Source organism: Pseudomonas sp. NFACC25 (assembly GCF_900100935.1).
Classification (GTDB): Bacteria; Pseudomonadota; Gammaproteobacteria; order Pseudomonadales; family Pseudomonadaceae; genus Aquipseudomonas; species Aquipseudomonas marginalis.
Genome location: NZ_FMUC01000008.1, coordinates 57,490 through 74,970, shown reverse-complemented (window position 1 = coordinate 74,970; position 17,481 = coordinate 57,490). Strand labels below are relative to the sequence as shown.

Annotated in this window: 20 protein-coding genes; 8 read left to right on the top strand and 12 right to left on the bottom strand. The window is 63.8% G+C overall.

The genetic code is table 11. From position 1 onward, the window contains the following. Positions 1-96 precede the first annotated feature (96 nt). Both dxs and BLQ09_RS18770 read left to right on the top strand, forming a co-directional pair. Complete coding sequence (dxs, locus tag BLQ09_RS18775; protein WP_092358208.1) at positions 97-1,995, top strand: 1-deoxy-D-xylulose-5-phosphate synthase; 1,899 nt, start codon at positions 97-99, stop codon at positions 1,993-1,995. Between the two features lie 140 nt (positions 1,996-2,135). Continuing rightward, positions 2,136-4,028 carry a TonB-dependent receptor domain-containing protein gene (locus BLQ09_RS18770; RefSeq protein WP_092358206.1) on the top strand — a complete coding sequence of 631 codons (1,893 nt, stop codon included), beginning with the start codon at positions 2,136-2,138 and terminating at the stop codon, positions 4,026-4,028. 18 nt (positions 4,029-4,046) lie between these two features. On the opposite strand, the gene BLQ09_RS18765 is transcribed toward BLQ09_RS18770, so the two are convergent. The 11 genes from BLQ09_RS18765 to nrdR form a co-directional block, all read right to left on the bottom strand. Continuing rightward, positions 4,047-4,835 carry a cobalamin-binding protein gene (locus BLQ09_RS18765; RefSeq protein WP_092358204.1) on the bottom strand — a complete coding sequence of 263 codons (789 nt, stop codon included), beginning with the start codon at positions 4,833-4,835 and terminating at the stop codon, positions 4,047-4,049. Further along, complete coding sequence (locus BLQ09_RS18760; RefSeq protein WP_027605198.1) at positions 4,832-5,251, bottom strand: hypothetical protein; 420 nt, start codon at positions 5,249-5,251, stop codon at positions 4,832-4,834. Before BLQ09_RS18760 ends, BLQ09_RS18765 begins: the two co-directional genes overlap by 4 nt. Beyond that, positions 5,248-5,865, bottom strand: a complete 618-nt coding sequence (ribA, locus tag BLQ09_RS18755) for a GTP cyclohydrolase II (RefSeq protein WP_027605197.1) — start codon at positions 5,863-5,865, stop codon at positions 5,248-5,250. The genes BLQ09_RS18760 and ribA overlap by 4 nt, the downstream gene beginning before the upstream one ends. 129 nt (positions 5,866-5,994) lie before the next feature. Further along, complete coding sequence (locus tag BLQ09_RS18750; RefSeq protein WP_092358310.1) at positions 5,995-6,723, bottom strand: substrate-binding periplasmic protein; 729 nt, start codon at positions 6,721-6,723, stop codon at positions 5,995-5,997. 64 nt (positions 6,724-6,787) lie between these two features. Then, on the bottom strand, positions 6,788-7,753 hold the full coding sequence (thiL, locus tag BLQ09_RS18745; protein WP_027605195.1) for a thiamine-phosphate kinase: 966 nt from the start codon (positions 7,751-7,753) through the stop codon (positions 6,788-6,790). A gap of 18 nt (positions 7,754-7,771) precedes the next feature. Beyond that, positions 7,772-8,272, bottom strand: a complete 501-nt coding sequence (nusB, locus tag BLQ09_RS18740; protein WP_027605194.1) for a transcription antitermination factor NusB — start codon at positions 8,270-8,272, stop codon at positions 7,772-7,774. Next, entirely contained in the window at positions 8,269-8,745 is a 477-nt protein-coding gene (gene ribE / locus BLQ09_RS18735) for a 6,7-dimethyl-8-ribityllumazine synthase (RefSeq protein WP_003176356.1), read from the bottom strand. Before ribE ends, nusB begins: the two co-directional genes overlap by 4 nt. Positions 8,746-8,833: 88 nt before the next feature. After that, entirely contained in the window at positions 8,834-9,925 is a 1,092-nt protein-coding gene (ribBA, locus tag BLQ09_RS18730; protein WP_027605193.1) for a bifunctional 3,4-dihydroxy-2-butanone-4-phosphate synthase/GTP cyclohydrolase II, read from the bottom strand. Between the two features lie 15 nt (positions 9,926-9,940). Then, positions 9,941-10,603 (bottom strand): riboflavin synthase, encoded by a 663-nt coding sequence (locus BLQ09_RS18725; protein WP_065946586.1) that lies wholly within the window; start codon positions 10,601-10,603, stop codon positions 9,941-9,943. 47 nt (positions 10,604-10,650) lie between these two features. Then, on the bottom strand, positions 10,651-11,787 hold the full coding sequence (gene ribD, locus BLQ09_RS18720) for a bifunctional diaminohydroxyphosphoribosylaminopyrimidine deaminase/5-amino-6-(5-phosphoribosylamino)uracil reductase RibD (RefSeq protein ID WP_065942243.1): 1,137 nt from the start codon (positions 11,785-11,787) through the stop codon (positions 10,651-10,653). Beyond that, positions 11,784-12,254, bottom strand: a complete 471-nt coding sequence (gene nrdR, locus BLQ09_RS18715; protein WP_027605190.1) for a transcriptional regulator NrdR — start codon at positions 12,252-12,254, stop codon at positions 11,784-11,786. Before nrdR ends, ribD begins: the two co-directional genes overlap by 4 nt. 140 nt (positions 12,255-12,394) lie before the next feature. Between nrdR and BLQ09_RS18710 the strand changes: the two genes are divergently transcribed. Genes BLQ09_RS18710 through trxA form a run of 3 tightly spaced genes read left to right on the top strand, consistent with a single transcriptional unit; the run spans position 12,395 to position 14,414 of the window. Next, a complete protein-coding gene (locus BLQ09_RS18710) occupies positions 12,395-12,850 on the top strand; it encodes a YbaY family lipoprotein (protein ID WP_027605189.1) in 456 nt (151 codons plus the stop codon). Next, positions 12,847-13,509 (top strand): class I SAM-dependent methyltransferase, encoded by a 663-nt coding sequence (locus BLQ09_RS18705; RefSeq protein WP_092358202.1) that lies wholly within the window; start codon positions 12,847-12,849, stop codon positions 13,507-13,509. The genes BLQ09_RS18710 and BLQ09_RS18705 overlap by 4 nt, the downstream gene beginning before the upstream one ends. A gap of 32 nt (positions 13,510-13,541) precedes the next feature. Continuing rightward, positions 13,542-14,414, top strand: a complete 873-nt coding sequence (gene trxA / locus BLQ09_RS18700) for a thioredoxin (protein WP_092358200.1) — start codon at positions 13,542-13,544, stop codon at positions 14,412-14,414. Here the strand turns inward: trxA and BLQ09_RS18695 are convergent. Then, on the bottom strand, positions 14,411-14,758 hold the full coding sequence (locus BLQ09_RS18695) for a hypothetical protein (protein WP_092358198.1): 348 nt from the start codon (positions 14,756-14,758) through the stop codon (positions 14,411-14,413). The genes trxA and BLQ09_RS18695 overlap by 4 nt on opposite strands. Positions 14,759-14,889: 131 nt before the next feature. Here BLQ09_RS18695 and BLQ09_RS18690 point away from each other — a divergent pair, with 131 nt between their 5' ends. From BLQ09_RS18690 to BLQ09_RS18680, 3 genes are read left to right on the top strand one after another with little or no spacing between them, the layout of a single operon-like run. After that, on the top strand, positions 14,890-15,489 hold the full coding sequence (locus BLQ09_RS18690; RefSeq protein ID WP_092358196.1) for a DUF2796 domain-containing protein: 600 nt from the start codon (positions 14,890-14,892) through the stop codon (positions 15,487-15,489). Positions 15,490-15,495: 6 nt separating this feature from the next. Then, positions 15,496-16,206, top strand: a complete 711-nt coding sequence (locus BLQ09_RS18685; RefSeq protein WP_027605184.1) for an ABC transporter ATP-binding protein — start codon at positions 15,496-15,498, stop codon at positions 16,204-16,206. Between the two features lies 1 nt (position 16,207). Next, positions 16,208-17,473, top strand: a complete 1,266-nt coding sequence (locus BLQ09_RS18680; protein WP_092358194.1) for an ABC transporter permease — start codon at positions 16,208-16,210, stop codon at positions 17,471-17,473. Positions 17,474-17,481 lie beyond the last annotated feature (8 nt).

Genomic DNA, 17,481 nt, shown 5'->3' with positions numbered 1-17,481 from the left:
GCAGCCGCATATCGGCCAAGTTCGGCGCTCTGCGTGGGCAGTTTGCGATGCTTGAGGTAAACTGCCGCCTCTTCTATACCTATAACGATTCGCCTGATGCCCACGACGTTTCAAGAGATTCCCCGCAAGCGCCCGTCCACGCCCCTGCTCGACCGTGCTGCCACGCCGGACGGCCTGCGTCGTCTGGGTGAAGCCGAGCTGGAAACCCTGGCCGATGAGTTGCGCCTGGAATTGCTCTACACGGTCGGCCAGACCGGTGGGCATTTCGGTGCCGGCCTGGGCGTCATCGAGCTGACCATCGCGTTGCACTACGTGTTCGACACCCCGGATGACCGGCTGGTGTGGGACGTGGGCCATCAGGCGTATCCGCACAAGATCCTCACGGGCCGTCGCGAGCGCATGGGCACGCTGCGCCAGAAGGACGGCGTTGCCGCCTTCCCGCGCCGCGCCGAAAGCGAGTACGACACCTTTGGCGTCGGCCACTCCAGTACCTCGATCAGCGCAGCGCTGGGCATGGCGATTGCCGCCCGCCTGCAAGGCAGCGACCGCAAGGCAATCGCCGTGATCGGTGATGGCGCGCTGACTGCCGGCATGGCCTTCGAAGCGCTGAACCATGCGCCGGAAGTGAACGCCAACATGCTGGTGATCCTCAACGACAACGACATGTCGATCTCGCGCAATGTCGGTGGTCTGTCCAATTACCTGGCCAAGATTCTCTCCAGCCGCACCTACGCCAGCATGCGTGAAGGCAGCAAGAAGGTGCTCTCGCGCCTGCCTGGCGCCTGGGAAATTGCCCGGCGCACCGAAGAATATGCCAAGGGCATGCTGGTCCCCGGCACGCTGTTCGAAGAGCTGGGCTGGAACTACATCGGCCCCATCGACGGCCATGACCTGCCCACGCTGATCGCCACGCTGCGCAATATGCGTGACCTCAAGGGCCCGCAGTTCCTGCACATCGTCACCAAGAAAGGCAAAGGCTTCGCGCCGGCGGAAGTCGACCCGATCGGCTACCACGCGATCACCAAGCTGGAACCCCTGGACGCCCCCGCCGCTGCGCCGAAAAAAGCCAGCGGGCCGAAGTACTCCGGTGTGTTCGGCGAATGGCTGTGTGACATGGCCGCCGTCGACCCACGCCTGGTGGGCATTACCCCGGCGATGAAGGAAGGCTCCGACCTGGTGGCGTTCAGCGAGCGTTTCCCGCTGCGCTATTTCGACGTGGCCATTGCCGAGCAGCACGCGGTGACCTTCGCCGCCGGCATGGCCTGTGAAGGCGCCAAGCCTGTCGTGGCGATCTACTCCACCTTCCTGCAGCGCGGTTATGATCAGTTGGTGCATGACGTCGCGGTGCAGAACCTCGACGTGCTGTTTGCCATCGACCGCGCCGGTCTAGTCGGTGAAGACGGCCCGACTCACGCGGGCAGCTTCGACCTGTCATACTTGCGTTGCATCCCCGGCATGCTGGTGATGACGCCGAGCGACGAAAACGAACTGCGCAAGATGCTCAGCACCGGCCACCTGTATAACGGCCCGGCCGCCGTACGTTACCCACGGGGCAACGGCCCCAACGCGCTGATCGAGAAGGATCTGGAGCCTATCGAAATCGGCAAGGGCATTGTGCGTCGCCAGGGCAGCAGGACCGCGTTCCTCGTGTTTGGCGTGCAACTGGCCGAAGCCCTCAAGGTGGCCGAGAAGATCGACGCCACCGTGGTCGACATGCGCTTCGTCAAGCCGCTGGATGAAGCCCTGGTGCGCGACATCGCCGACAGTCATGAGCTGCTGGTGACCGTCGAGGAAAACGCCATCATGGGCGGTGCCGGTGCGGCGGTCAGTGAGTTCCTGGCGCGGGAAAACATCCTCAGGTCGGTGCTGCACTTGGGCTTGCCGGATACCTACGTCGAACACGCCAAGCCGGCGCAGATGCTGGCTGAATGCGGGCTGGATGAAGCAGGGATCGAGGCTTCGGTGCGCGAGCGCCTGGCGCTGCTGGCCCTGTAGAAACCGGAACCAAAATGTGGGAGGGGGCTTGCCCCCGATAGCGGTGGATCAGTTACAGCTACTGAGACTGACACACTGCAATCGGGGGCAAGCCCCCTCCCACATTTGATTGTGCCATCTTCAAACGCTATGGACAGCCCATGAAACACCTGTACCTTGCCTTGCCGCTTCTTTTGCCCTCCCCTGAATTGCTCGCCGACACCCGCGACAACGCCCTGAAACTCCCCGACGTCGTCATCAGCGCCAACCGCCAGGTCCAGGCACGCAACGACAGCAGCGCCGCCAACACCGTATTCACCCGCGACGACATCGACCGCCTGCAACCCACCAGCCTCACCGACCTGCTCAGCCGTGTGCCCGGCGTACAAGTCGCCCCCTCCGGTGGCCGTGGCAGTTTGCCGGGCATCTACCTGCGGGGCACCAAGTCCGCCCAAAGCCTGGTGTTGGTCGACGGCCAGCGCATCGCCAACACCACCTCCGGCGACAGCGGCCTGCAATACCTCAGCGTCGACCAGATTGAGCGGGTGGAAGTGCTGCGCGGCTCGCGCTCGGTGATCTACGGCAGCGACGCGATCGGCGGCGTGATCCAGGTATTCACCCGGCGCAATGCCGCGCAAGGCGTGCAACCGCGGGTGAAACTCGGGTTCGGCAGCCACAACACCTGGGAGCGCAGCCTTGGCCTTTCGGGCGGTGACACACAGACGCGCTTCAACCTGGGCGCGAGCCTGGATGACACGGCCGGCATCAACTCAACCCGCCAGTCGTTCCCCAGCGACGGCGACCATGATGCTTATCGCAACCAGTCCGTGAGCCTGAACCTCAGCCACTCCTTCAGCGATGAACTGGAGGTGGGCTTCAATCTGTTGGATAACCGTGGCAAGTCGGAGTACGACAACAGCTTCGGCCGCTACGCCGCCGCCACCGGGCAAACCGTCGGCCAGAAACCCTACACCGACTACGCCGTGAGCAGCGCCAGCGGCTATGTCGACGCCACGCTCAATGAGCACTGGCAATCGCGCCTGGAGCTGGGCCACAGCGAGAATCGCGACACCAAGCGCGACACCCTCAGCGATGATTTCAGCGTATTCAACACCTACCGCGACTCGGTCAACTGGCAGAACGACCTGACCCTGGACGATCAAAACAACCTGATCCTCGGCGGCGACTGGTGCGAAGACCGCTTCCACGGCTCCACCACCTTTACCGAAAACAGCCGCTGGAACCGCGCCGCCTTTGTGCAGCATCGCTTTCACAGCGCGTGGTTTTCCACCGAACTGGGCCTGCGTCACGACCAGAACCAGCAGTTCGGCGGGCAGAACAGCTGGAGCGGCACCCTGACCTTGCCGGTCAACCCCGACAATGACCTGCTGCTGAGCTACAGCGAAAGCTTCCGCGCGCCGACCTTCAACGACCTCTATTATCCGGACACGAAGTACAGCAACCCCCACCTGCAGCCCGAAACATCAAAGAGCTACGAACTGCAGTGGCGCAGCCAGTTGAGTGACAGCACGCGCCTGGAAGCTTCGCTGTACCGCACTGATTTGAGCGATGCGATCATTCTCGACCAAACCGGCAAGCCGCAGAATGTGGCGTCGGCACGCATCAACGGTGTTGAGGCGGCGCTCAAGCAGGACCTGTTCGGCTGGCAAGGCAACCTCGGGCTGTCGATCATCGACCCCCGCGACCGCGACAGTGGCCACACCCTGGCCCGCCGGGCGCGGCGGACGTTGAGCCTGGACCTCGACCGGCAATTCGACCAGGTGGGCGTGGGCGCCAGTTGGCAGGCGATCAGCCACAGCTATGACGATGAAGCCAACACCCAGCGCCTGGGCGGCTATGGGTTGCTCGGGCTGCGCGGGAGTTGGGCGGTGACGCGGGAAGTAGGGCTGTCGCTGAAGGTCGACAACCTGCTGGACAAGTCTTATGCGCGGGCGCGCTACAGCTACAACGATCCGGCATTCGTCAACAATCACGATTACCGTGAAGAAGGCCGGATGTGGATGTTTGGCGTGACCTGGACACCTGAAATCTGATTGTGGCCTGGACCGGCCTCAGCGGCTCGGAGCAATCACCTGACACAGCCGCGCCAGCGCTTCCAGCATCTGCCCGCTGGGCCGTTCCAGGCCTTTGTCCGGAACCAGTCGCACCCGCGCGGCCATGGTTGGCCAGACCTTCCAGGCTTCCTTCTGAGCCTGATCGCCCACCAGGATCATCTCGGGATTGCGCTGCAATACCGCCTCGATGCTGACCTGCGGCGCGGGCAGCTTCAGGTCGTCAAACACATTGCGCGCACCGCACACGCTCAGCGCGTCGCTGATGATCTGGCCGCCGCCCACGGTGTACAGCGGCTGGTTCCACACCTGGTAGAACACCCGCAACGGTTCGGCCCGCTGATAACGCTGACGCAACTGCGCCAGGCGCTGGCGCAGGTGCGCGGCCAATTGCCGGCCGGCGTCGGCACGGCCCAATTGCTCCGCGATAGCCTGGACCTGGGTGGTGAGTTGTTCGAGGCTATGGGGTTCGGCGACGTACACCGGGATATTCAGGCGCTGCAGCTGCTCGCGCTGGGCGGGGCCGACGCTGCCGGGCCAGAGCAGGATCAGGTCGGGCTTGAGGCTCAGCAGGCGCTCCATGTCCAACTGCCCATAACGCCCAACCGACGGCACCTTCGCCAGCGCCGCTGGCCGCTCACCGCCATCGAGCACGCCCACCAGCAGGTCGGCAGCACCCAGCTCAGCCACGGTTTCAGAAAGTGAAGGCGCCAGACTGACGACACGTTCGACCGCCAGGCCCTGGGCACTGAATGCCAGCAGCAGCATCGCCAGCCAGCGGCGCATCATCCCAACTGACGCGGGATGCGGTAGAGGTAAAACAACACCGTCGTCGACAGCGCCAACAGGAAAAGCGGCACCGCTTCCAGCCCGACGAACACCGCCAGTGCGCCCACCCAGGCCGGCACGGCCGCCACCATCAAGGCCGTGCGCCGACGCGCCGCCAGGGTGATCCAGGCAGCCGGTTCTTCAGCGGTATCGAGGGCTTTGGAGGTGGCGATCAGGGCGTGTTTATAGCCGTTGAAGTAGCGCAGGCTGAGGAACATCGACGCCACGCCGGCGATAAAGAACGGCATGGCCAGCACTGGCAGCAAGGGCTCGGCCTGGCCAAACACCAGGTTGATCACGAACAGCGGGAGCAGCGCCAGGGCCAGATACTGCCACCAGCTGAAGGACAGTCGCCGTTTCACCTGGCCACGGGTCACGCGCGGTCGACCTCGCCTTGATGCTCATTGCCCATCATGTGGTCGAGCTTGCTGGCCTTGGTCGCCAGGTAGAGTTTGTTATGCGGGTTATGCCCGGTGTGCAGCGGTACGCGCTCGGCCACGGCGATGCCCATCTCGGTCAAGGCCTTGACCTTGCGCGGGTTGTTGGTCATCAGGCGCAGGGACTTCACGCCCAGGTGTTCCAGCATCGGCAGGCAGATCGCGTAGTCACGCTGGTCGGCGGCGAAGCCCAGGCGCTCATTGGCCTCGACGGTATCGGCGCCGCCGTCTTGCAGCTCGTAGGCGCGAATCTTGTTCAGCAGGCCAATGCCACGGCCTTCCTGACGCAAGTACAACAGCACACCACGGCCTTCACGGGCGATGGCGCGCATCGCGGCTTCCAATTGCGAGCCGCAGTCACAGCGCTGGCTGAACAGCGCATCGCCGGTCAGGCACTCGGAGTGCACGCGACCGAGAACCGGTGCGCCATCGGCGATATCGCCGAGGCTGAGCACAACGTGCTCGCGCCCGGTGGCTTCTTCGAGAAAGCCGCTCATGGTGAACGTGGCAAAAGGGGTAGGCAGCTTGGAAGCAGCGACGAAAACGACGGGCACCGTGTGCTCCTGATTTCAGATTTCACAGAGGCGGGCATTGTAACAGCAGGTTCCTACAGACGCTTAAGCTGAATTATCGCTGATAAAGATCAATCGGTTTGATTGGCCTTCGTCCCGGTTCTATGCAGGTCAGAACGGATACGGCAGTTTCCAGCGCAGGAAAATCGGCTTCAGTTCGCCGCTTTTCACCAGGACCGCCATGCGCTGGTCAAACACGGTGCGTAATGCCCGCCCACGCTCGGTATCGGCAAACCCCACGTAGAGCGGCAGGTCGATGATGTGGGTGAGCCGGAACTGGGACGGGGCGTCCGCCTGACTGAGAACGTATCGGGCTTCGGTGAGCGCATCAATGTAGAAGTCGGCACGACCATGTTGCAGCATCGGCAAGATGCCATCGCGCCGCTGGATCTGATTGAAACGGCGTACATGGGGCAAATACGCCTCGTACTTGTAGCCCCGTACCCAGGCCAGGCGATAATCCCCCAGCGTCGCGGCGCTCGGTATCGGCGAGGTCGTCAGCCCAAGGGCGTAGATGGGGTCGGAATCGAAGTTCCAGTGCGGGTAGAGCACACCCTTGACTTCATCGCGGTAGGAACCGACCCAGCCATCCACTTCACCGCGCTGGGCCAGGCCGACCGAGCGGGTATAGGGCTCAATGCGGGTTTGCAGGGTGATCCCGACCGGTTCGAAGACGTGCCGCAACACATCCCAGGCCAGGCCGCTGCCGTCGGCATTGGTGTAGTCGTCCCAGGCCTCGCTGGCCAGCATGACCTTGCCGGGCACCACCGGCACCTCCTGCGCCTGGGCCCATGCCGGAAGGACACACAGCAGCATCAGCAGCCAGCGGCGTACATCCATGGCGATGATCTCCTGCAAATCCAGCATCCGGAACGACGTAATAGAGCGTAGCGCAGCACGCGATTCAGGGTGCCGGACAAAAATGTTGATAGCCACGGATGGCCGGGGTGATGTCTTGCCCGAGAGCGTCAAGCAGCGTTACGCCCTGCCCCGCCTGGACCTGGCCGATAACATGCACCGGCCAACCGTCAGCCAGCAACGGCGCCAACTCGACGGGCGGCAGGGTGAACACCAGCACGTAGTCATCGCCGCCGCTCAATGCGGCGACCCGCGCCTCGTCATCACCGACAAACGCCAGCAACGCGTTGGACAGCGGCAGCTTCTGGCGCTCGATCAACAGGCTGACAGCCGAGGCCTTGGCGATATGCCCGCAATCGGCCAGAAGGCCGTCAGAAATATCCATCGCCGATGTGGCCTTGCCCCGTAGAGCCAGGCCCAGGGCCAACTGCGGTTGTGGCGACCAGTAATGGGCCAGCAGCGGGTCGGCAATCGCAGCATCGGCGCTGCGCTGCCCCAATACCAGCGGCAAGGCACCGGCGGCATTACCCAACTCGCCGCCGACACACAAGAGATCGCCCGGCTGTGCGCCGCTGCGGGTCAACGCTTGACCGGCCGGGACACGACCAAACACGGTCAGGGTCAGGCTCAGCGGACCGCGCGTGGTGTCGCCGCCCACCAGGCCCACACCACAGTTTTGCGCCATGGCGTTCAACCCCTGGGCATAGCGTTGCAGCCAATCGGCATCGACGGTCGGCGTAGTGAGTGCGAGGGTAAACGCGAGGGGGTGGGCGCCCATGGCGGCCAGGTCGCTGACCGCCACGGCCAGCGAGCGCTGGCCGAGCAGGAACGGGTCACAGGGGTCGGCAAAGTGCACGCCGGCCACCAAGGTATCGGTGGAAATTGCCAGCTGCTCCCCGGCGGGGAGCGCCAGCAGGGCACAGTCGTCGCCGATCCCCAGGGCAATGCCCTCGCCGCCCTGTGCGCACGGCGCGGCGGCGAAGTACTGGTGGATCAGCTCGAACTCGCCCATTCAGGACTCAAGCGCAGGTTAGCGCTTGTACGCCTTCACTTCGGCTTCACGCAGGCGCGGGGCCAGCTTGTCGAGCACGCCGTTGACGAACTTGTGACCGTCGGTCGAACCGTAGACTTTCGCCAGTTCGATGCCTTCGTTGATCACCACGCGGTACGGCACGTCGACGCGCTTGAGCAGCTCCCAGGTGGACAGGCGCAGTACGGCCAGTTCAACCGGATCCAGCTCTTCGAGGGTCAGGTCCAGGCACGGCGTCAATGCCGCATCGATCTCGGCCAGGTTGGCCGGAACGCCGTGCAGGATGTCGTGGAAGTAGCTCTGGTCGGCAAACGTGAAGTCGTTATCGACGCGAAACTGCGCTTCGATCTCGTTCAGCGAGGTGCCAGCCATGTGACGCTGGTACAGCGCCTGGGTGGCAAGCTGGCGGGCAGCACGGCGCTTTTCGCTTTTCGAAGGCTTGCCGGCGTCCGCTGGACGCTCGTCGCGTGGGTTGAAGCAATCGCTCTCGTCGGAAATCACTTGGCCTCCAACTGCGACAGCAGGCTGACCATTTCCAGGGCGGACAGGGCAGCTTCAGCGCCTTTGTTGCCGGCCTTGGTGCCGGAACGCTCGATGGCTTGCTCGATGGAATCCACGGTCAGTACGCCGAAAGCGACTGGCACGCCGAACTCCATGGACACCTGGGCCAGGCCCTTGGTGCATTCGCCGGCCACGTATTCGAAGTGCGGAGTACCGCCACGAATGACCGCGCCCAGGGCGATAATCGCCGCGTATTCACCCTGCTGAGCAACTTTTTGCGCAACCAGTGGAATTTCGAAGGCGCCAGGGGCGCGGATGATAGTGATGTCGCTCTCGCTCACACCGTGGCGAACCAGGGCATCCACGGCACCGCTTACCAGGCTTTCAACCACGAAGCTGTTGAAGCGGCCAACCACCAGGGCATAGCGGCCTTTGGGGGCGATGAAGGTACCTTCGATGGTCTTCAGGGTCATTCGACAAATCTCTTAAAGAGCCGGGACGCGAAAAGTGCGTCCCTCAGTGATGATTTAACCGCGAACAAGGGGCAAAAAGCGCCGGCCTTTATTCGGAGGGCACGTATTCTACAACTTCCAGATCGAATCCGGATATCGCATTAAATTTCATCGGTGCGCTCATCAGGCGCATTTTGCGCACACCGAGGTCACGCAGGATCTGCGAACCGGCACCGACGATGCTGTAGGTGGTCGGCGTTTTCACCTGGGTCTGCTCGGCGGTTTCGCGAATATGCGCGAGCAGCACGTCGCCATCCACCGGGTTACCCAGCAGCAGCACCACACCGCTGCCGGCCTCGGACACCGCAGCCATCGCGGCGCGCAGGCTCCAGCGGCCCGGTTGCTTGACCATCAGCAGGTCGCGCAGCGGGTCCATGTTGTGCACGCGCACCAGGGTCGGCTCGTCGGCGCAGATGGTGCCCAGGGTCAGGGCCATGTGCACGTCGCCTTCCACCGAATCACGGTAGGTCACCAAATTGAATTGGCCCAGTTCGCTGTCCAGTGGCTGCTCGGCAATCCGCTGAACGGTACGTTCGTGGATCATCCGGTAGTGAATCAGGTCGGCAATGGTGCCGACCTTGATGTTGTGTTCGGCGGCAAAGGCTTCGAGTTCGGCGCGGCGGGCCATGGTGCCGTCGTCGTTCATCACTTCGCAGATCACGCCACAGGGCTCGAAACCGGCCATGCGCGCCAGGTCGCAGGCGGCTTCGGTGTGGCCGGCGCGAGCGAGGGTGCCGCCCGGTTGAGCCATCAACGGGAAGATGTGGCCGGGGCTGACGATGTCTTCGGCCTTGGCGTCCTTGGCGGCAGCGGCTTGCACGGTGCGGGCACGGTCGGCGGCGGAAATGCCGGTGGTGACGCCGGTGGTCGCTTCAATCGATACGGTGAACTTGGTACCAAACCCTGAACCATTGCGCGGCGCCATCAACGGCAGCTTGAGCAGCTCGCAGCGCTCGCGGCTCATGGGCATGCAGATCAAGCCACGGGCGTGCTTGGCCATGAAGTTGATGTGCTCAGGCTTGCAGGCCTCGGCGGCCATGATGATATCGCCTTCGTTTTCGCGGTCTTCGTCATCCATCAGGATGACCATCTTGCCTTGGCGGATGTCTTCAACCAGTTCTTCGATGCTATTGAGCGCCACAGGGCACCCCCTTGGTCAGGATTTCAGGTAGCCGTTAGCGGCCAGAAAACTTTCGGTGATGTTACCGGCGGCAGGCTCTGCGGCCTTATCGCCCATAAGCAGGCGCTCCAGGTAACGGGCAAGCAAGTCGACCTCCAGGTTCACCCGGCGACCAGGCTGGTACGACGCCATGATGGTCTCGCTCAGGGTGTGGGGAATGATGGTCAGTTCGAATTCGGCGCCATTCACGGCGTTCACGGTCAGGCTGGTGCCGTCGACGGTGATCGAGCCTTTGTGGGCAATGTACTTGGCCAGCTCCTTGGGCGCGCGGATGCGGAATTCCACGGCGCGCGCATTTTCGCTGCGGGCCACCACTTCGCCGACGCCGTCGACGTGGCCACTGACCAGGTGGCCGCCCAGGCGAGTGGTCGGGGTCAGGGCTTTTTCCAGGTTGACCGGGCTGCCGGCCTTGAGGTCGTTCATCGCGGTGCAGTCCAGGGTTTCCCGGCTGACGTCGGCGGCAAAGCCGTTGCCCGGCAGTTCGACGACGGTCAGGCACACGCCGCTGACGGCGATGCTGTCCCCCAGCTTGACGTCGCCGAGGTCGAGCTTGCCGGTTTCAACCAGCAGGCGCACGTCGCCGCCCTTGGGGGTCATGGCGCGGATGCTGCCGATGGATTCGATAATGCCGGTGAACATGGCCTTCTCCTGGAAAACGGTGCGGGCACTTGAGCGCCCGGTCAGAATTATACGCTCGCTGCTGGCACAGGGATGGCAGTGACTCGCCAGTCGTCGCCTACAGCGCGCATTTCAGTGATCTTGAGTTGGGGCGCGTCGGCCAGCTTCTCAAGTGGCCAGTCCAGCAAAGGCCGGGCAGCGGAGCCGAGGAACTTGCCGGCGACGAAAATCACGTATTCGTCCACCAGGCCCTGCTGGGCAAACGCGCCCGCCAGGCTTGGGCCGGCTTCCACCAAGACGTCGTTGACACCACGGGCGGCCAGCGCCACCAGCGCCGAGCGCAGGTCGACCTGGCCGTCCACGCCCGGCACCACCAGGCACTCGGGGCCACGGGGGAACTGGTTTTCCGCGGTGACGCAGGTGATGACCAGCGCCGGGCCGGCCTTGAAGAACGGTGCGTTGAGCGGCACGCGCAAACGGCCGTCGATCAGCACACGCAGCGGCGGGCGCGACATGGCCAGGGCCGTGGTGGCGTCGTCCAGGCCGAGTTCGGCGGCGCGTACGGTCAGGCGTGCGCCGTCGGCCAATACGGTGTCGGCACCGGTCAGCACCACGCTGGCTTCGGCGCGCAGGCGCTGCACGGCGGCGCGGGCGGCGGGGCCGGTGATCCATTGGCTTTCGCCGCTGGCCATGGCAGTGCGGCCGTCCAAACTCATCGCCAGCTTGACCCGTACAAACGGCAGGCCATGCTCCATACGCTTAAGGAAGCCCTTATTCAGGGCCCTGGCTTCACCTTCCAGCACGCCGCTGCGCACCTCGATCCCGGCCTGGGCCAGGCGCTGCATGCCGCGCCCGGCGACTTCCGGGTTGGGGTCCTGCATCGCTGCGACCACCCGCGCCAGCCCGGCACTCACCAGCGCATCGGCGCACGGCGGGGTATGGCCGTAGTGGCTGCAGGGCTCGAGGGTTACGTACGCCGTGGCGCCGCGCGCCTTGTCACCGGCAGCCCGCAAGGCATGCACTTCCGCATGGGGCTCGCCGGTGCGCACATGCCAGCCTTCGCCGACAATCTGCCCAGCGCGGACAATCACGCAGCCCACACGCGGGTTGGGGTGGGTGGTGTACAGGCCGTTGCGCGCCAGTTCGAGGGCGCGGGCCATGTAATGGGCGTCCAGCACAGCCTGTTCAGCAGAAAGTGGGTTCATTCTTTGACCGGCTCACGGGCCAGGCGGTCGATCTCTTCGCGGAACTCGTTGAGGTCCTGGAAGCGTCGATACACCGAAGCGAAACGGATATAGGCGACTTCGTCGAGCTTTTGCAGCTCGCCCATCACCAGCTCTCCCACCACCAGGCTCTTGACCTCGCGTTCGCCGGTGGCGCGCAGCTTGTGCTTGATATGCGCCAGCGCCGCCTCCAGCCGCTCGACACTCACCGGGCGTTTTTCCAGGGCGCGCTGCATACCGGCGCGCAGTTTTTCTTCGTCGAAAGGCTGGCGGCTGCCGTCGGACTTGATCAGGCGCGGCAATACCAGTTCGGCGGTTTCGAAGGTGGTGAAACGTTCACCGCAGCCAGAGGCCAGGCATTCGCGCCGGCGACGCACTTGATCGCCCTCGGCGACCAGACGCGAGTCAATGACCTTGGTGTCGTTGGCACCGCAGAAGGGACAGTGCATGGTGGCAGGCAACAAAAAAAGGGAGGGCCATGGTAGCGCATCCCTGTGGCAAGACAAGCCATAGCCTTTACGGTATATAGGCAGGCCTATATGTTTCTTATATTTCAAGCCACGGATTTTGTCCTTTTCTGGAGCCGTACATGCAGTTACGACCACTTGTTTTGCTCACCGTGTTCAGTGTCCTGGTCGCCTGCAGCAGCGAAGCCCCCAAGCCGGCCGCCCCTCAACCGACGCCTGCACAAGAGAAAAAAGTCCCCGGCATTGAAGACCTCGGTCCCCTGCCCGCCTATCAACGCGAAATCAGCGGCAGCCTCACCAACGTACCGGCCGGCGCCGAAGTCGAGATGGCGCTGCTGGTGATCGATGACCGTTCGCGCCCGCAACAACTGTTGGCGAGCAGCGTCTTGACCGGCAACGGCAAGCCCCTGGCCTTCCGCCTGCGCTACAACCCCGAGGCGTTCCCAGCCGGTGCGCGGGTTGAATTGCGTGGCCGTGCCAGCCAATCCGGCCAGTTGATCCTGCACCTGCCTGCCGTGCGCATCACCCAGGCGATCACCCAGACCACCGGCCCTCTGGAACTCGTCAAGGCGCCATGACGCCGCCGCTGGACTTGCAGCGCGCCCTGAGCGCGCTGATCGGCGACGCCCAACTGGTGCCCTGCCCGCTGCCGGGCACCGCGCTTTCATTGTGGCTGCTGGATGCGGACAACATGAACCGCGCCTTCAGCCCCGAGGAAACCCGACGCATCCTGCATGAACCGCCCTACTGGAGTTTTTGCTGGGCCAGCGGCTTGGCGCTGGCGCGGTATCTGGCGGCGAACCCGCAATGGGTGAAAGGCAAGCGCGTGCTGGATTTCGGCGCGGGCTCCGGTGTGGCCGGGATTGCCGCGGTCAAAGCCGGCGCGCTGGAAGTGGTGGCCTGCGACCTGGACCCACTGGCGTTAGCGTCCTGCCGGGCGAATGCCGAACTCAACGGTGTGGAACTGAGTTACTCGGCGGACTTTTTCGCCGAAGCCGACCGCTTCGACCTGATCCTGGTCGCCGACGTGCTCTACGACCGCGCCAACCTGCCGTTGCTCGACCACTTCCTCAGCCGAGGCCGCGAAGCGCTGGTGGCGGACTCGCGCGTGCGGGACTTCCAGCACCCGGCTTATCAACGGCTGGAGATACTCGATGCACTGACGTTGCCGGACTTGGCCGAGCCTTGGGAGTTTCGCAAGGTGAGCCTGTACCATTCGCGGCGCCAGCCCTTATAGTTGCCCCATTCCCGCTTTATTCGAGACGCCCCATGAGTGAACCCACGCCGTACATCTTCGACGTCACCAGCGCCAATTTCGACCAGGCCGTGATCCAGAACTCCTTCGAAAAACCCGTGCTCGTGGATTTCTGGGCCGAGTGGTGCGCGCCGTGCAAGGCGTTGATGCCGATGCTGGCGCAGATTGCCCAGAGTTATCAGGGTGAGCTGCTGCTGGCCAAGGTCGATTGCGAGGCGGAGCAGGACATCGTCGCGCGCTTTGGCATTCAAAGCCTGCCGACGGTGGTGCTGTTCAAGGATGGCCAGCCGGTGGATGGGTTTGCCGGGGCGCAGCCGGAGTCGGCGGTGCGGGCGCTGCTGGAGCCTCACGTGAAGATGCCACCACCGGCGGCGGCTGACCCACTGGAGCAGGCCCAGGCGCTGTTTGCCGATGGCCGCATCAGCGACGCCGAGGCCGTGCTGGTGGCGCTGCTGGGTGAAGACAACACCAACGCCGCCGCGTTGATTCTGTACGCCCGTTGCCTGGCCGAACGCGGTGAGTTGGGTGAAGCCCAAACCGTGCTCGATGCGGTGAAGAGCGATGACCACAAAGCAGCGCTCGCCGGCGCCAAGGCGCAAATCACCTTCCTGCGCCAGGCCGCCGACCTGCCGGACGCCGCCGAGCTGAAAAGCCGCCTGGCGCAAAACCCGCAGGATGACGAAGCCGCCTATCAACTGGCGATTCAGCAACTGGCGCGCCAGCAGTACGACGCGGCGCTGGAAGGCTTGCTCAAGCTGTTTATCCGCAACCGCAGCTACAGCGAAGGCCTGCCGCACAAGACCTTGCTGCAGGTATTCGAACTGTTGGGCAATGATCACCCGCTGGTGACCGTGTACCGCCGCAAGTTGTTCGCCGCGCTGTACTAATCGCCGATCCAACTGTACAGCGGCGTATCCCCGCCGCTGGCCACCTTGACCTTGGCGCTATGGCGCAGGCGCACCAACAGGCGCTTGCCCGCCGCGGCATCCCCCGCCAAACCTTCCAGTCGATCAAGCAGTTCCAGGCCACTGAGTTGCCCGGCGTTGCGCAACAGGTCCTGGGCGTTCTGCCACAGATCATCGTTCGGCTTGACCGGCGCTGCCGGCACGGCGGTCGCGCTTGCCACTGGCGTCGCCTGCAACTGCGCGCCGAGTCGTGCCCAATCGCCGTCGTCCAGCTCCAGGGTCAAGTCCACCGGCAGGTCGCCGATGGTTCCACGAATTCGCAACATCGTCCTTACTCCTGCATTTTTTCTGACGAGCATGCTCCCATGCGGCTTGCGCAACGCCAAGCGGGCGGGCAAACTCTCGGCACTATTGTTATAAGATCACATAACAAAACTTTCATCTCTGGAGCTTTCCCATGCGCCGTCTGTTGCTTGCTTTGCCGTTTGCCCTGTTGCCACTCGCCATCGCTCAAGCTGCCGACGAGCATGACCACGATCACGAACACGGCAGCCTCGGCGCCCACGAACATGGCGTCGGCCGCCTTAACGCGGTACTCGACGGCCAGGCCCTGGAGCTTGAACTGGACAGCCCGGCGATGAACCTGGTGGGCTTCGAACACCTCGCCACCAGCGCAGCCGACAAAGCCAAGGTCGCCGCTGCACGCAAACAACTGGAGAACCCACTGGCGCTGTTCAACCTGCCCAAGGCCGCCGGTTGCGTGATCAGCTCCCAGGAACTCAACAGCCCGCTGTTCGGCGACAAACCGGAAGCCGACCACGACGACGATGATGACCACGACGCCAAAGACGGCGCCCACGAGCATCATCACGATCACAGTGAAATCCACGCCCACTACCAATTCACCTGTGCCACGCCGACCGCCCTGGGCAACCTGGACCTGACCCAGGTGTTCAAGACCTTCCCCGCCACCCAGAAAATTCAGGTACAACTGATCGGCCCGAGCGGCCAGCAAGGTGTTGAAGCAACCGCCACAGCAGCCACCCTGAAGTTCTGAGTGCCCATGACCCACCCATTGATCGAACTGTCTGACCTGGGCTTCAACTGGCCCGGTCACCCACAGTTGCTGGACATCCCCGCGTTCCGCCTGGAAGCGGGGGAAACCCTGTTTCTCAAGGGGCCGAGCGGCAGTGGCAAAACCACCTTGCTCGGCCTGCTCGGCGGTGTGCAGAAGCCCAGCCAGGGCAGCATCCGCCTGCTCGGCCAGGAGTTGACCGAACTCTCGGCCGGCGCCCGGGACCGCTTTCGCGTTGACCACACCGGCTATATCTTCCAGCAGTTCAACCTGCTGCCGTTCCTGTCGGTGCGCGAGAACGTCGAGCTGCCCTGTCACTTTTCCAAGCTGCGCGCGCAACGGGCGATCCAACGCCACGGCAGCGTCGACCAGGCCGCCGCGACCTTGCTGGCGCACCTGGGTTTGAAGGACAAAGACCTGCTGGAGCGCCGTGCCGACTCGTTGTCCATCGGCCAACAGCAACGGGTGGCCGCCGCCCGTGCACTGATCGGCCAACCGGAGTTGGTGATCGCCGACGAGCCCACTTCCGCCCTGGACTACGACGCCCGCGAAGCCTTCATTCGACTGCTGTTCGCCGAATGCCGCGAAGCCGGCGCCAGCCTGTTGTTTGTCAGCCATGACCAGAGCCTGGCGCCGCTGTTCGACCGCAACCTGTCGCTGGCCGAACTCAATCGCGCCGCCACGCCCGCAGAGGTTTGAGATGTATCTGTTTCGTCTAGCCATGGCCAGCCTGGCTAACCGCCGCTTTACCGCGATCCTCACCGCCTTCGCCATCGCCTTGTCGGTGTGCCTGCTGCTGGCGGTGGAACGCGTGCGCGTTGAGGCCCGCAACAGTTTCGCCAGCACCATCAGCGGCACCGACCTGATCGTCGGCGCGCGCTCCGGTTCGGTCAACCTGCTGCTGTACTCGGTGTTCCGCATCGGCAACGCCACCAACAACATTCGGTGGGACAGCTACGAGCACTTCGCCGCCAACCCCCAGGTGAAATGGGCCATCCCGATTTCCCTCGGCGACTCCCATCGCGGTTACCGGGTGATGGGCACCAACGAGTCGTACTTCGAGCACTACCAGTACGGGCGCAAACAGAACCTGGAACTGGCCAGCGGCCGCGCCTTCGCCACCGACCCGTTCGAAGTGGTGCTCGGCGCCGAAGTCGCCGATGCCCTGCACTACAAGCTCGGCGACAAGCTGGTGCTGGCCCACGGCGTGGCGGTGGTCAGCCTGGTAAAACACGATGACAAACCGTTCACCGTGGTCGGTATTCTCAAGCGCACCGGCACGCCGGTGGACCGCACGCTGCATATCAGCCTCGGCGGCATGGAGGCGATCCATATCGACTGGCACAACGGCGTACCGGCCCAGGGCAAAGGCCGCATCAGTGCCGACCAGGCGCGCAACATGGACCTCACCCCGCAAGCCATCACGGCCTTTATGCTCGGCCTGAACAACAAGATTTCCACCTTCGCCCTGCAGCGGGAGATCAACGAATTCCGTGGCGAACCGATGCTGGCGATCCTGCCCGGCGTGGCGCTGCAAGAGCTGTGGAGCATGATGGGCACCGCCGAAAAAGCCTTGTTCGTGATCTCGCTGTTCGTGGTGCTGACCGGTTTGATCGGCATGCTCACCGCGATCCTCACCAGCCTCAACGAACGCCGCCGCGAAATGGCGATCCTGCGCTCGGTGGGCGCGCGGCCGTGGCATATCGCAACCTTGCTGATTTTCGAAGCCTTCGCCCTGGCCCTGTCCGGGGTGATCGCAGGCGTGGGCTTGCTGTATGTGTGCATCGCCGCATCGCGCGGGTATTTGCAGGCCAATTACGGCCTCGACCTGCCGATGTCGTGGCCCAGCGAATATGAATGGACCCTGCTCGCCGGTATCCTGGCGGCAGCGCTATTGATGGGCAGCGTGCCCGCCTGGCGCGCCTACCGACAATCCCTGGCCGATGGGCTGTCCATACGTTTATGAGGAAGGCT

What these genes read in the sequence shown, in the direction of transcription:
- BLQ09_RS18705 (WP_092358202.1), top strand. Translation starts at nt 12,847, where the DNA reads ATGACGCCGCCGCTGGACTTGCAGCGCGCCCTGAGCGCGCTGATCGGC.
- BLQ09_RS18710 (WP_027605189.1), top strand. Translation starts at nt 12,395, where the DNA reads ATGCAGTTACGACCACTTGTTTTGCTCACCGTGTTCAGTGTCCTGGTC.
- dxs (WP_092358208.1), top strand. Translation starts at nt 97, where the DNA reads ATGCCCACGACGTTTCAAGAGATTCCCCGCAAGCGCCCGTCCACGCCC.
- BLQ09_RS18765 (WP_092358204.1), bottom strand. Translation starts at nt 4,835, where the DNA reads ATGATGCGCCGCTGGCTGGCGATGCTGCTGCTGGCATTCAGTGCCCAG.
- BLQ09_RS18725 (WP_065946586.1), bottom strand. Translation starts at nt 10,603, where the DNA reads ATGTTCACCGGCATTATCGAATCCATCGGCAGCATCCGCGCCATGACC.
- BLQ09_RS18690 (WP_092358196.1), top strand. Translation starts at nt 14,890, where the DNA reads ATGCGCCGTCTGTTGCTTGCTTTGCCGTTTGCCCTGTTGCCACTCGCC.
- thiL (WP_027605195.1), bottom strand. Translation starts at nt 7,753, where the DNA reads ATGGGCGAGTTCGAGCTGATCCACCAGTACTTCGCCGCCGCGCCGTGC.
- ribD (WP_065942243.1), bottom strand. Translation starts at nt 11,787, where the DNA reads ATGAACCCACTTTCTGCTGAACAGGCTGTGCTGGACGCCCATTACATG.
- BLQ09_RS18770 (WP_092358206.1), top strand. Translation starts at nt 2,136, where the DNA reads ATGAAACACCTGTACCTTGCCTTGCCGCTTCTTTTGCCCTCCCCTGAA.
- trxA (WP_092358200.1), top strand. Translation starts at nt 13,542, where the DNA reads ATGAGTGAACCCACGCCGTACATCTTCGACGTCACCAGCGCCAATTTC.
- BLQ09_RS18750 (WP_092358310.1), bottom strand. Translation starts at nt 6,723, where the DNA reads ATGGATGTACGCCGCTGGCTGCTGATGCTGCTGTGTGTCCTTCCGGCA.
- ribE (WP_003176356.1), bottom strand. Translation starts at nt 8,745, where the DNA reads ATGACCCTGAAGACCATCGAAGGTACCTTCATCGCCCCCAAAGGCCGC.
- BLQ09_RS18695 (WP_092358198.1), bottom strand. Translation starts at nt 14,758, where the DNA reads ATGTTGCGAATTCGTGGAACCATCGGCGACCTGCCGGTGGACTTGACC.
- nrdR (WP_027605190.1), bottom strand. Translation starts at nt 12,254, where the DNA reads ATGCACTGTCCCTTCTGCGGTGCCAACGACACCAAGGTCATTGACTCG.
- BLQ09_RS18680 (WP_092358194.1), top strand. Translation starts at nt 16,208, where the DNA reads ATGTATCTGTTTCGTCTAGCCATGGCCAGCCTGGCTAACCGCCGCTTT.
- BLQ09_RS18685 (WP_027605184.1), top strand. Translation starts at nt 15,496, where the DNA reads ATGACCCACCCATTGATCGAACTGTCTGACCTGGGCTTCAACTGGCCC.